This window comes from Burkholderia sp. MSHR3999 (assembly GCF_000833595.1).
GTDB lineage: Bacteria > Pseudomonadota > Gammaproteobacteria > Burkholderiales > Burkholderiaceae > Burkholderia > Burkholderia ubonensis.
The window spans coordinates 493,137-506,495 of the sequence record NZ_JRFO01000007.1 but is presented as its reverse complement, the minus strand read 5'-3'; the positions used below and the strand labels follow the sequence as shown (position 1 = coordinate 506,495).

Genomic DNA, 13,359 nt, shown 5'->3' with positions numbered 1-13,359 from the left:
TTTTTTAAACTGATGACTTGCGATCAATATTTCTTCATGCGACCAAGAACCCGATCCGGGACCTTTTTTCCGAGCTTACTCGACACCATCTCATTGTAATATTGCCTATAAAACAATGCACCTTGTTCTTTAAAGTCACTATCCCAATACGCATCAGCAAGATTGAGCTTTGCAACCATCCTCCCAGGAAATTCCCGGACAATTCTTTCAAGAAGAGGAAGAGCATCATACGATCGACCATTTTCCGACAAATAAAATGCAAGATCGTTTACATCTCGCACGTTATCAGAATTTACATAACCCGCCATTTCGTAAATGCTATAAGATGGAATCGAGTCAAGATATCTCTTCAGAATTTCCTTCGAACTCATAGAATCCCTGAATTTCTTGATCTCTACGGCAATGCCCCGCGCCACTTCAGTGTCAGATTCGTACGAGTAAGGTTCATCAGCCCCCGGGATGACACAGTTTTTTACACGAAAAACATGCTCCGATGATACAACCGTCCCCAAATAAATATCCGCCCTTTCTCCGGTGATCTCCCTAACAAGACACCAGTTTTTTGTTGCACCACTCCACTCATAAACGTATTTATATATTTGACCACCTTGACTAGCACAACTTCCATCAATCACTACCTGACGCGTGTTCCGCATTCGATACATTGACATCACACTACATTCGTCATATTTGGCGACTTTGTAAGTCAGCGTTTTATTTAAAGAAGGGGAGTAATAGCTGATCACCAGCCCCATGCCATCTGCGCTGTTCTTGTATGCGAACTCCCCCAGCACAGCACCACCCTCAAAATATCCAGTTATTGTTGATTTACCATCACCAGCAATGGCAGAAACGCAAAATCCAGCCAATACGGTGATAGACCCTGCCACTGCAATATATAAAAATCTCATGATGTCTTATATTTAAGATTCACTCAGGACCTTCCACCTTTTTTCCACAAACGGTCTGACTGGCTTCTTGGCAGGAAGACCATACCAGCCCTGATCCTTAGGGTTTCCATTTTTATCAACCGGCTTTCCTGCCGCATCATCCAGCTCAAGATATCGACCATAACCTTTGAGTGCTTCTGCTGCAGATTTTTTTCCTATACCACTCTTGGTTAGACCAGGATCATTCCACATACCCCATGCACAGGAAGCTCGTTTTTCATTGTATGCCTTGCTATCCTCAAAACGATATACCCCATCCACGTTAAGCTTCAAACAACCCTTGATATCCAATACATCTACCGCCCTATTAAAATAAGACAGACGATCATCATATCCAGTGTATGCACCATTAATGACTCGCGTTATCCAAATAAAATCATCGTCATCACTCGCCTTGATCAATGGAAATCTGACGGCGTAATACCATGCAGCTGACAGAAGCGCATGAGGGGATTTCTCAAGCTTTTCCATAGCCGCCTTGTTTGAAGTTACATCCTCACCAGAATATTTTTTATAGGAATTGTAGTTTTCTTCAAATGTGATTTGTATAAGACCCCGGCCGCGCCAAGGATCATATGATTTCACACCCTTTCCATTTGACTCTAGCGTTGCGCTAAACCCTCCGCTCTCGTGAAGTATTTGAGCCAAAAAATGTGCTCTAGCAACACATGTATCAAAATGATAGTCAACAAAAGCTTGATTTAGCGCTTCGATGTATCTTTCGATCGCCTCATTGCTCGTGTGAATTGCGATGCGTTTCAGGTTATGCGCTGTAATCGTTTGATCTTTGCATGAACACCCACTCGATATCAAAAAATTTCCAACCAATCCAATAGGATGAACATGAAAAACCTCCGGTCCCGGGAAACCCGGCACACCAGCCTTCACCTCATCCCACCACGCCAGCTTCTCAATCCGCTTCTGCTCTTCCTCATGCTGCGGGTTTGGCTCCGTTTTCGTTTCCAGTTCGACGATCAACTGATTCCATTTCGCCGGATTCGCCCACTCGCTTTCGTGCTTCACAATCAGGCGCGAGGCAGCCTGCATGAGCCAGGGATAGCCTCCTCGCTCAGTCTGCGACAACGTGCATAATTCAACAGCCGCCTGCGTGCCATCACCTGTCGTGAACAGGGCGTCATACACCTTGAGCATCAATGGGCTGAGATTCGAACGCGAAGCGAGATCGGCAACATCTGCGCCTCTCGCGTAATCAACCCACTTCGGGGTTGTCGCAAAGATCGTATGGGCCGGATCATGGTCATCCGCCAGGCACTCGAAGTCGATCCACTTCTGCGCGAATTCTCGCGTCACCCGCCCCCCAGCGAAGTTGAAATCGCACACCCAGCCGTCGATCGGTTGACCCTGTGCAATCACGCCGTCGACGTGCCACCAGTTCACCGGGCAACCCGGATCTGGATTCGGATGCGGCTCGGGAATCCGCCGATTCGGGTCACGCGCCAGTTCGGCGAGCGAATACACCTGAACGGCGTCCGTCTTTCTCGACAGTGGGTCAGTGCCCGGAACGAACTCATTATTCTGGGTGCGTTGATACAGCACCGTGCCCGGTGCGACCCGCAGCATCGTCGGCTCGGATGGCAAGCCCAGTGCCGCCCAGTCCTCCTTGTGCGGACCGTGTTGACCGACCCATTCGCGCCCCTGCTCGATAAACGACTCGATGCCGTCGTCGCAAAACACCTCGATGTGCGCCATCCGGGTTCCGGACGTGCGTTGGTCCAGCGAGTCGTAGCGGCCGAGGTGGCCGATCAGGTCGCCGGACTTGATCGGGATACCGCCTCCATCTCCTTGCGAGTCGCTCGGGGAGAGCGTCTGGTCCGTCGTGACGATTACCCTGTCGAACATCGAGTCCGGGAAGACCTCCTCGACCATCGGCCCGCCGTTTTCTTGCCCCAGATAAACCCAGCGGCCGACGTCAGGGGATGGATCTACGTATCCGCCGGTTACAGGCGGGTACATCGAAGCGCCGAGCAGGTCCGTAACCTCGCCCCATTCCCGTCCGCGTACTTTTTTCCTCTTGCCGATTCGGATGCTCGCGCCCTGCGGCAGGATGCCGATGGGCGCACCATTGGGAGCCTTGCGGACCCGCAGCCCCTGCTGCGACGGATCGGGAATCTGCCCGTTGCGACCCGGCGAGGGCTTATCCTGCGCATGCTGCGTTACCCGCCATTCCCGAGACCAGTACGACGGCTTCTTCCGCTGCGGGAAGTTCGCGTAGTCCTCCCAGGACATCAGGTGCATGTATAGGCTGTAGAAGGTCAGCTTCGTGCCTCGCGGAAACTCCATCGTGTGTCGCACCAGCGCGAAGCCCGTGCTATATGGCGCCTGAACCGGTGATCCGCCATCGGTCGCAGCGATCTCGCTAATCGGGTATGTCTTGTTGGCGCGACACGCAATCACCACGCCGTCGGCGATGCAGCGCAGTCCAGCTTCGAGATCCAGCGACTGCCCCGCGCCGGCTTCCGTGACATGGATTCCGCCGTGCCACATTCCCTTGCGGCTGACGAGATATGAGCCCGAAGGTTCGCGTTTGGCCAGCAGCCGGTAAATCTCGCGCTCGTCAGTGAACTGTGCGGAGGCCTCGGATTGGCCCCGCCCCTTTCGAAGGAACGGGAACGCGAAAGGCAGTGGCTTCAGCTTGGCCGGGGCCGGCGCAGGCGCTTGCGGCGAAGAAGGTTGGCTTGTCATGGTTGAACTCTATTCAGAGAATCCGAAGGTGGCGGCGCCCTTCACGTCGTAGAGCGGCGCCTTGGACCATGTCGGGAATTTGAAGTTGCCGCCGTCCGGATCGTCGACTTTCAGATTGCCCTTGAATTCGATTTCTCCGGCGGGACTGCCGAGAATGATCTTGCCGCCCGAGAGCTTGATGTAGGCGCCGGCCCCGTCGCCAATCGTGACGCCTTTGCGGCCCGTGATAATTACTTCGCCATCCGAAGAACTGACCGTCATGTTCTGCATTGACATCAGTTCCATCATGTCGGATTGCGCCTGGACCTGAACCTTACCCTTCGCGGCGAAAATCCGGATCCCAAGCCGCGCCGCAAAAAATGAAATCATCTCGCCAGCCGCGACCGCGATGCGCTTCATGATGCCGATGTCGAGTCCGTCTCCAGCGGTGATGAACATCTGTCTGCGGGCGGCGAACTGCATCTGCTGTCCACTGGCGATCCCGACGCCATCGGGGGCTGTCGCGACGATAACGGGCTTCTGGAGCCGCTTGAGCTTTTGCTGGATCAGCGCGCGCTGTTGATCGATGTCAGCCTGCAGCGCGTTCGCAGCGTTCGCCGAGTCGTTGAGCGCACGCAGGATCTGTTCGGCCTGCTCGAGCGTCATGTCGGCATCCTGCATGGCGAGTTGCTGGCCCGAGGCGCCTGGCTGTCCTTCAGCTGTGACCAACACCCCCTTTGCTCCCCGAACAGCAACCGGCCCGTCGGTGCGCAATTCCGCGCCGTGCCCACGTTCCTTGCGATCGCGGTCAACCATGTGACCGAGGTTGAGCTCACTGGTCTGAAGCGGACTCGTCAGGTGAATGTGCTCGACACCCTCTTTGTCCTCCATCCGCATCTCGTTCTGCCCCGCTGTGCGGATGAGATTTCGAGTGTGATTGAGGTTGTTGACAAGGTCGGGATGCAGACTGTCGTGCATGGTCCCGATAATCACGGGCCGGTTCGGGTCTCCCCCCGTGTGAACGATTGCCACCTCGGCGCCGTCGATCAGCGGGAAATGATGCCCATAGTTGTCGCCGCTATACGGCTTGGCGAACCGCACCGGCCGGCTGGTGCCGCCGGGGCTCCATCGATCGAGATCGAACGGCAGGACAATCACGTACCAGCCCTGCTCCGTCAGGTACGCGTACTTGTAATCCCCAGGGGACGTGATGCGGGCCGGCAGAATACCGTCGATGGAGGGGCGCTGGATCGACGCAATGTGAGTCCGCCACACCCGATCAGACGGAATCCCCTCGAACGACACCCAATACGACTCGTTGCGACCGCCGTGCGACTCGACCGACGTCACGAATATCCCATGCTTCGCGTCGGCCGGCTTCGGATCGACCCGCATCACCTCGCCGGCTTCGAGCCAGAACGGATTGCCGGTGCCTTTGAAAGTAATCTGGCTGGCCAGATATGCCTCGTGCCTGAGACGAGCAACGCGCTTGCCTTCCTCCGGCGTCTCGTAATGCTCCCCCCATCGGTAATCGACAGCGTTGGTCGTCTTGTCTTCGCGGGCAGCGTTTTCCTCGACCAGCAGCGAAACACCTGCCAGCCGGTGGTTATAGTCATGCAGCCGCACCGACTCCGGCACACGCCGCGTTTCCCGCCCGAGTGTCTTAATCGCATCTGCCCCAGCACTCTCAAGCCCCGAGTCGCGGCGATACGGAACGGTGCGCTGCTTGCGCGCATACGCATCCAGATCATCGCCGAACACGACCACCGCGCGATCCTTCTTCTGCTCCCAGCGGAACCAGATTCCCTCTTCCGCGCAGATGCGCTGGATGAAGGCAAACGTCGTCTCGTGATACTGCGTCACGTACTCGCGCCGCTTGTACTGGCCACGTAACTGGAACACGAAATCGACGCCCGCGCGGTAGCCGTAATGCCGCAGCGTATCGGTAACGATCTCGTCGACCGACTGTTTCTGGAACAGCCGGCTGGTCACGCCGCGATCGAGGTCCGCGAGCGTCGGCTCCAGCACCACCCGATAGCGTGTCTCGTCAGCCGACGTTTCGAACTCGTCGAACTTCGTGATGATCCCGTGGACCGTATACGCTGGCGGTTTCTTGCTGAACTGCGCCGCGTTCTCCCCGAACATCTTTGTCAGATAGTCCATGTTCGGATCGATCGGATCGACGATGAACTTGGCCGGCCGCCCAAGCACCTGATCCATCGGAATGCCAGCCGCCGGGCTTGTGAATTCAATCTCGTACCTGTACAACTGGCTGACCTGGTCGAGCCCAGTGAATTTCAGGATCGAGAACGGCGCCGGGTGCGGCGCCAGCTTCAATTCATAAGCCTGCGAGGGCAAGATCATCGACATGGAATCCTCTCGGGTGCGCGATCGCAATGCACCGCCGGGGCGACCATCATCGCCCCGGCGGTTCATGCGGGAAACGTCAGATCAGCTCTTCGCCTTCGGCATCTGCGAAACGAGCGACAGCCCGATGTCCATCCCTTCGACCTGGAAGTGCGGCACGATGAACAGCTTGATGCGGAAGAAGCCCGGGTTGTCCTCGATGTCCTCGACCGTCACCTTCGCCTCGCGCAGCGGATGCGACGCCTGCAGTTCGTCGCCCGGGTCCTTCATCTCGGTCACGAGCCCCTTGATCCAGTTGTTCAGCTCGAGCTCGAGCAGACGACGGTCCTTGGTCGTGCCGATGTTCTCCCGCTGGATCAGCTTCAGGTAGTGCGCGATACGCGACAGCAGGAAGATGTACGGCAGGCGCGCGTTGATGCGGCTGTTCGCGGTCGCCTCCTTGGTCTCGTACAGCGCAGGCTTCTGCGTCGAGTTCGCCGAGAAGAAGCACGCGAAGTCGTGGTTCTTGTAGAACGACAGCGGAATGAACCCCAGATTCGCGAACTCGAACTCGCGCGTTTCCGGAATCAGCACCTCGGTCGGGATCTTCGGCTGATAGCCGGTGCCGAGGTCGTACAGGTGAACCGGCAGATCCTCGACCTTGCCGCCCGCCTGCGGCCCGCGAATCTGCACGCACCAGCCGTTGCTCACGAAGCTGCGCACCATGTTCGCCGCAAACGCGAACGACGCATTCATCCACAAGTACTTGTCGTGATCAGGGCCCTTGACGGCTTCCTCGTAGTTGAATGCCCGCACCGGCGCCGTATCCTTGCCGTACGGCAGACGGCCGAGCACGCGCGGCATCGTCAGGCCGACGTAACGCGCATCGTCGGTATCGCGGAAGCTCTTCCACTTGATGTACTCGGCGCGATCGAAGTAGTTGCCGATGTCCTGGATCGCCGCGACTTCTTCCATCGACTGCTTGCCGAAGAACGCCGGGCCGACCGAGCCGATGAACGGCATGTGCGCGGCAGCGGCGACCTTCGAGATATTGCGCAGCAGCGCAACGTCCATCGGCGAGTTGTTGAATTCGAAGTCGCTGATCATCGCGCTGATCGGCTGACCGCCCGGCGTGTCGTATTCCTCGATGTACGTCAAGCGATACAGGCCGCTTTGGATCAGTTCGGGCGTGTCCTCGAAGTCGCGCTGCAGCGCGTCCTTCGACACATCCAGCACCTCGATCCTGGCGTTCTTGCGGAAATCGGTGCGGCTCACCAGCATCTTCAGGCCGCGCCAGCGCGCTTCGAGCGCCTGGAACTCCGGCGTATGCATCACGGCGTCGAGCTGGCGGCTGATCTGCCGGTCGATCTGGCCGATATGGAAGTCGAGCAGCGACTTGTCGAGCCGGTCGACCGGCTGGCTCGCACCGGCCACGAGCTCGAGGAACGCGCCCATGCCGCGCGCGATCCGCTCGTCGGCGGACGCCTCGGACAGCATGTCGTTGTCGCGGAATGCCTCGAGCGGACGCGCCTCGCTGACGGGCTTCAGGTTGATCTTGCTGCACAGCGATGCGTACACGCTGTCGATGTCGCCGTGCGGGGCGTCGAGCACGACGGTCTCGGTCGCGCCGGTCTGCTGCGTTTCAGTGGATTTCATCTCGTGTCCTGTCTGCGATCGAATCGCAACCTGTTTTCGGAATGCGGTAAAGGCAAGCTTGGCCCGGCTCCGCTCACGCATGCCCTTCCGGCTGCGTCGCGGCGGTGGCGATCTGCGACAGTTCGCCGCGCAGCTTGTCGGACAGGCGCTTGTCCTTCAGCACCTTCTCGAACTCGCGGCGGAACGTGCCGTTGTCGAGCAGGTTCGATTTCAGGTCGCGCAGCAGGTTGCGCATCGCCAGCAGTGCCTGAAGCTCCGGAATCTGGCGTGCGACCTGCTCAGGCTCAAAGTCCTTGATCGAGCGGAACGACAGGTTGGCCGCCAATTCCGACCCATCGCCCGCCAGCGTGTTGTCCGCGGCGATCTTCAGGTCCGGCGCATAGTCGGCAAGCACCGCGTCGAAGTTGTTCTTGTCGATGTTGACCTTCTTCCGCTCGGCAAGCGGCGCCTGCTCGCGTCCGGCGCTGAAGTCGCCCGCGACGAGCAGCTTCAGGGGCAGCTCGACCTTCTTCTGCGCGCCGCCGGTGTGCAGGTCCAACGTGATCGAAACCCGGCTCTTCGGGATCTCTCGCTGAAAGCTATCCAATTCGTTCTCCTTATCTCAGGATGCTTGAAGATTCCGCAATGCACGTCCATGGTACGTGGCCAGCAGATGCCCAGTCGCTCGCGACGCCGATGCCCTCGGCCCCACGGTGCTCATTGCGAAGGACTGACTCGGATACCCCGTAGCACTGCATCCGATTCACGGAGCAGGAAATTACCACGACACATTACATGCAGTAAACACCAAACCATCAATTCACATTCATTCAACAATTAAGACACGTCAAAGCCTCAACCACATACTCAAGCAATTCTCTCAAAAATCACTCGCAAACCAGCCAACCCCGCCTCCCAACCCGACCGACACACAAGTAAACATCGCAAACAACACAATGATTTTCAAAGAAAATTTCACTTAAAGCCTGCCCCAAAACAGCACTCAATTCTCAAAATTTATCGCGACAATATCTCAATAAATATTACTCAAACAGACTCCAACCATCGTCACTCGCAATATCTCAAAATAGATCACCCTCAGAAAAACATGGATTTCAACAAAATTAGGTATACGAAACCCATATCGAGACTATAGAATCGCCGGACCATAATTCCTAAATTCCGATAGACCACACCATGCGGATCGAAAAACCGCTCTGGCATGAAGGGCTGATCCTGACGCAACAGCATTTTCAGCAGCAGGACCGCTGGGCTGCGTTCGCATTGCGCCAGCTCGCGAATTCCATCGTTTCGTCTCCATGGGGAACGCTTGGCGTCGATATCGACGAAGACGCACTATCGTCAGGACGCCTGAAGCTGACGCGGCTCCAGTTGCGCCTGCCGGACGGCACCCCGATCGACACGACCGTCACCGACACGTTGCCTCCTGCACGGGATCTGACTCAGGGAATATCTTCCGACGCGCAGAGCGTCGTCGTGCTCGCAGCACTGGCGCTGCCCGACGCGAACGGCGGCAACTGCCGCTTCGACGAGACCACGCTGGCCCGGCCGAAGCGTGCGTATCGCGAGTTCGTCAAGGTGATCGATCTCAACGGCGGCGGCGAATCCGAAATCGCCGCGGAACGCCACGCAGTGCGTCTGCTGTTCGATTTCGAGCCGCATGACGACGATACGGTGTGCGCGATTGCGCGGCTGACACGCGCGACGAATGGACAGTTCCACGTCGATCGCCGCTTCGTGCCGCCTTGCCTCACGCTGTCCGCACACGCGCTTCACGTCGAACGGATCCATCGCCTCGCCGACATCCTGAGTGCCAAGAGCGCCGCGCTCGGCGCGCGCCGCAGCGAACGGATCGAACAAGTGGCCGAGTACGGCGTCGCGGACGTCCAGCTCTTCTGGCTCCTGCATTGCATCCACAACGCGTGGCCGCAACTCCGCTTTCTCGCGTCGCATCCGAGCCAGCCGACCGACCGTCTTTATCAGGTTCTGTCTCAGCTCGCGGGTGCACTGATCACGTTCTCGACGAGCACACGGCTCGCCGACATTCCCACCTATGACCATGCCAATGCCGACGAGGTGTTCGCGACACTCGAGATGCTGATCCGCGACCTGCTCGATGCGATCATTCCGTCGCGTGTCGTCTCGATCGGACTGGCCCACACAAGCCCGACGACGTGGACCGGTCAGGTTCTCGACGAACGCCTCGCCGAGGGCACGGCGGACTGGTATCTGTCCGTCAATGCCGTCTTGCCCGCATTCGAACTCGTCGAACAATTCCCGCGCCTGTGCAAGGTCGGCGCCCCCGACGACGTCGAGCACATCGTCAATTCCGCCGTCGCGGGCATTCCGCTCAAGGCGGTCCAGCGCGTACCGGGCGCCATTCCCGTTCGGCTCGACAATCATTATTTCGCGCTCGATCCGGCGGCGCCGGCACTGGCGAGAATGCTTGCCGCACGCGCTTGCCAGATCTATTTGCCCGCGTCGATCCCCGATGCATCGATCGAACTCTACGCCGTGCTGCGCTCATGAACACCATCATTTCCACGCGCGCCCAGGCAGCGCTGCTCGAGCGCGAACCGGGCTCCGGCCACGCAACCGATACGTCGATTCGCGCGTTGCTGCGCGACACCGCCCTGCTCGTTACGCATTTATCGAGCGAAGGGCAGGCACAGAACGTCGGCGAATTGCGCCAACGCTGCGTGCAGCTCGTCGCGCAATTCTCGACCGCGCTGGATGCACTCGGCATCGCTCCGGACGTGCGTGACGATGCCGCAATCGCCCAGTGCGGCCTGATCGACGAGGCCGCACTGCGGCACCTGCCCCCAAGCGACCGCGCGCAGTGGGAACCGAAGCCGTTGCAGGTGGAGCGGTACGGCATTCACGATGCGGGCGATCGGGTGTACGAGCGGATCGAATACCGGATGCGCGAGGCCGCACCCAATGTCGGATTGCTCGAATGCTACGCCGCCATTCTTGGCGTCGGATTCCGGGGCCGCTATGCGTCTCCGGCGGGCGCGACGGCGGCATCACATGATGGCGAAGCGAAACGCCAGGCCCTGATCGCAGCGCTCGCCGAGCAGATCGATCGACTGCGTCCGGCACCGCCTCCGCCGTTCCTGACGGACCGCTCCACGACGCGGCTGATCGACCGGCTGAAGCGGCTATCGCCCTGGGCATTCGCGGGCATCGCGTGCGCCACTGCCACACTGACGTGGCTCGTCTGGCACCAGATCCTCGATGCGCAACTGGCGCACCTCATACAGCAGGCGAAACGGCCGTGAGTTCCGATCTGTACGCTCGGCCCGCCATGCCAGGCCCCGGGTCACATGCTGCACGGGAAACGCTTGCGGGGCTCGGATATCCGCTGCGCACCGTCGTCACGTTGGCCGCCATGCTGGCGCTCGCGGTCATCTGGCTCGTCCTGTCCATCGACCGCGGTGCGGCATGGGGATTGACCGTCGTCATCGTCGCCGCTTCGCTTCTGGCCAGTTGGCTGCACATGCGCAAGCTGGCGCGCTTGCGTGAGCAGCATGCACACGTGCTGACCCAGCTCGGCGCCGCAACGGTCGACCTCCCGGTGGGCCTCAGAACCAGAATGCCGGTCGCGCTGGTCGTCGGCGACGGTCTGGATGCGCTCTTCGATCGCGAAGACACCGTCACGCGCTACGTGCATGTCGGCAACGGCGCGATCTGGTTGCGGGTGGATCAACCTCAGGACCTGTCGCGGCTCGCCGTCGCGATCCGGCAGTGGCGCGACGGACATGCGCCCGATTGCGTCGTGCTGTCGGTCGCTCCCGCAATGCATGCGAACAGCGATGTCCTGGCGCAAAGGCTGCGCGTCATCCGTCAGGCGGCGGCCGATGCATCGAAGGCGCTGGGCACGGCATTGCCCGGCTACGTCGCGATCTACCAGCGGCTGACCGCCGACCCGGCAACGAGCCCGACGCAGTCCGGCGGTACGACGGCGCAGTGGTACGGCGCGTCGGCCGCGTCGCCCATCATCGACGCGCAGCGTTTCGACGCGGCGATCGAAGCCGCCGAATCGGAAGTGGTCCATGCAGGCGGCAACCACGCGACGGCCGCGCGCGCCGCCGGTCTGGCCGCCATCGTCGCCTGGACGCAGCGAAACGTATTCGACGTGCTCGCCGACCGGCGGCAGCCGGCGCCGGTGTGGCGCCTGTTCGGTGCGGGCTGGATCGATTGCGGGCCGGAAACCGGCCCCGGCAAGCCGTGGGAGCGCGATGTCCGGACGCGCGTCGCCGTCGCGCCGCGCGGCCTTCCCGGCTCGACGCGGCCGTGGCCACTTCCGCAGCCGTTGATCGAAGCCGCGCCGCAACGGGCATGGCGTTCGCCGCGGATCGCAGCCGTCGGACACGCGTTTGCGATTGTCGCGTGCGCAACAGCCGTCGCCACCTGGGGAGCCGCAAAAAACAACGAAGCGATGTTGACCCGCATAGGCGAGCACCTCGCACGCTATAACGCAATTCCCCAAACACACGACGCAGCGAAGCGCGACGCGCTGCGGGCACTGGTCTCGGATCGCGATCAACTGGATCGCTTTGCGCGTACCGGTGTGCCGCTGCGGCTGTCGTTCGGGATGTATCACGGTCGCAACCTGCTCCCGCCGCTCAACGACGCCATCGCATCCTATGAGCCGCCTTCGCCGCCACCGTCCGTCGTGACACTGGACAGCATGTCGCTGTTCGACAGCGGCAAGGCGGCGCTGAAACCCGACTCGACGCGCGCGATGGTGGGCGCACTCGAACTGATCAAGGCTCATCCGGGAAAGCGGATTCTCGTCGCCGGGCATACCGACGCTGTCGGCAAGCCGGATCGCAACCTGAAACTCTCGGTCGATCGTGCGGCCGCCGTGCGGGACTGGCTCGTCGACGCATCCGGCATTGCGCCGACCCAGTTCGCGATCCAGGGCTACGGCGATACCCGGCCTGTCGCGGACAACGCGACACCGGAAGGCCGGGCGAGAAACCGCCGCGTGGAAATCACGCTCGTGCCCGATGCTCCGGCGCAGGTGCAATCGGGAAATCCGGCGAGATAACGGCGTAGTTTGGTTCCCGAGGCGAGCACCTCGGGTTTGTCAGCGCCGGGCTCCGGTTCCGGCGATTCGCAGTACGAAGAAGGAGAGAACAAATGGCAATTCCCGCCTACATGTGGCTGAAGGACGACGGCGGCGCGGACATCAAGGGTTCGGTGACCGTTCAGGACCGTGAAGGCAGCGTCGAACTCGTCGCGTTCGACCACGGCGTCCACATTCCGACCGACGGCAATACCGGCAAGCTGACCGGCACGCGCGTCCACAAGCCGATCACGCTGACGAAGGAAACGGACGCGTCGACGCCGTACCTGTACAAGGCCGTGACGAGCGGCCAGACGCTGAAGTCGGTCGAGATCAAGTGGTACAAGATCGACGACGCGGGCAAGGAGAAGGAGTACTTCAACACGAAGCTCGACAACGTGAAGATCGTCGCGGTGAAGCCGAAGATGCTCGACATCAAGAACCCCGACTACGAAAAGCACAATCACCTCGAGGACGTCGAGCTGCGCTACGAAACCATCACGTGGTCGTACAAGGACGGCAACATCATCCACAAGGACACGTGGAACGAACGTTCCTGACGTCCTGACCGACGGGCGGAAACCGGCTGCGGCGCAACCGGTTTCCGCCGGGCCGGCCGGCACATTCGCACTGGCCCGGCCGCTGAAAGCG

The 13,359-nt window shown here is 59.9% G+C and carries 9 protein-coding genes; 4 read left to right on the top strand and 5 right to left on the bottom strand.

Translation table 11 applies throughout. From position 1 onward, the window contains the following. Positions 1 to 23: 23 nt before the first annotated feature. From KY49_RS37690 to tssB, 5 genes are all read right to left on the bottom strand, one after another. Positions 24 to 911: a tetratricopeptide repeat protein gene (locus KY49_RS37690; protein ID WP_143135948.1), complete on the bottom strand. Its 888-nt coding sequence runs from the start codon at positions 909 to 911 to the stop codon at positions 24 to 26. Between the two features lie 12 nt (positions 912 to 923). Then, the gene (locus tag KY49_RS36280; protein ID WP_082062444.1) at positions 924 to 3,653 is read right to left on the bottom strand and encodes a glycoside hydrolase family 19 protein; all 2,730 of its coding nucleotides are present in this window, start codon (positions 3,651 to 3,653) and stop codon (positions 924 to 926) included. A 9-nt stretch (positions 3,654 to 3,662) separates the two neighbouring features. Further along, positions 3,663 to 6,002 (bottom strand): type VI secretion system Vgr family protein, encoded by a 2,340-nt coding sequence (locus KY49_RS25745; protein WP_042587271.1) that lies wholly within the window; start codon positions 6,000 to 6,002, stop codon positions 3,663 to 3,665. 81 nt (positions 6,003 to 6,083) lie between these two features. Further along, positions 6,084 to 7,634, bottom strand: a complete 1,551-nt coding sequence (gene tssC / locus KY49_RS25740; RefSeq protein ID WP_042587270.1) for a type VI secretion system contractile sheath large subunit — start codon at positions 7,632 to 7,634, stop codon at positions 6,084 to 6,086. A gap of 73 nt (positions 7,635 to 7,707) precedes the next feature. After that, positions 7,708 to 8,220 carry a type VI secretion system contractile sheath small subunit gene (gene tssB / locus KY49_RS25735; protein WP_010093655.1) on the bottom strand — a complete coding sequence of 171 codons (513 nt, stop codon included), beginning with the start codon at positions 8,218 to 8,220 and terminating at the stop codon, positions 7,708 to 7,710. 590 nt (positions 8,221 to 8,810) lie between these two features. Between tssB and tssK the strand changes: the two genes are divergently transcribed. The 4 genes from tssK (at position 8,811) to KY49_RS25715 (ending at position 13,268) form a co-directional block, all read left to right on the top strand. Beyond that, positions 8,811 to 10,163 (top strand): type VI secretion system baseplate subunit TssK, encoded by a 1,353-nt coding sequence (gene tssK, locus KY49_RS25730; RefSeq protein ID WP_042587269.1) that lies wholly within the window; start codon positions 8,811 to 8,813, stop codon positions 10,161 to 10,163. Next, on the top strand, positions 10,160 to 10,915 hold the full coding sequence (locus KY49_RS25725; protein WP_042587268.1) for a DotU family type IV/VI secretion system protein: 756 nt from the start codon (positions 10,160 to 10,162) through the stop codon (positions 10,913 to 10,915). The genes tssK and KY49_RS25725 overlap by 4 nt, the downstream gene beginning before the upstream one ends. Beyond that, positions 10,912 to 12,690 (top strand): OmpA family protein, encoded by a 1,779-nt coding sequence (locus KY49_RS25720; RefSeq protein ID WP_442854648.1) that lies wholly within the window; start codon positions 10,912 to 10,914, stop codon positions 12,688 to 12,690. Before KY49_RS25725 ends, KY49_RS25720 begins: the two co-directional genes overlap by 4 nt. A gap of 92 nt (positions 12,691 to 12,782) precedes the next feature. After that, complete coding sequence (locus KY49_RS25715; protein ID WP_006479553.1) at positions 12,783 to 13,268, top strand: Hcp family type VI secretion system effector; 486 nt, start codon at positions 12,783 to 12,785, stop codon at positions 13,266 to 13,268. The last annotated feature ends 91 nt before the right edge of the window (positions 13,269 to 13,359 follow it).

Coding starts and splice junctions, on each gene's coding strand:
- KY49_RS37690 (WP_143135948.1), bottom strand. CDS start 911: ATGAGATTTTTATATATTGCAGTGGCAGGGTCTATCACCGTATTGGCT.
- KY49_RS36280 (WP_082062444.1), bottom strand. CDS start 3,653: ATGACAAGCCAACCTTCTTCGCCGCAAGCGCCTGCGCCGGCCCCGGCC.
- KY49_RS25715 (WP_006479553.1), top strand. CDS start 12,783: ATGGCAATTCCCGCCTACATGTGGCTGAAGGACGACGGCGGCGCGGAC.
- tssC (WP_042587270.1), bottom strand. CDS start 7,634: ATGAAATCCACTGAAACGCAGCAGACCGGCGCGACCGAGACCGTCGTG.
- KY49_RS25745 (WP_042587271.1), bottom strand. CDS start 6,002: ATGTCGATGATCTTGCCCTCGCAGGCTTATGAATTGAAGCTGGCGCCG.
- KY49_RS25725 (WP_042587268.1), top strand. CDS start 10,160: ATGAACACCATCATTTCCACGCGCGCCCAGGCAGCGCTGCTCGAGCGC.
- tssK (WP_042587269.1), top strand. CDS start 8,811: ATGCGGATCGAAAAACCGCTCTGGCATGAAGGGCTGATCCTGACGCAA.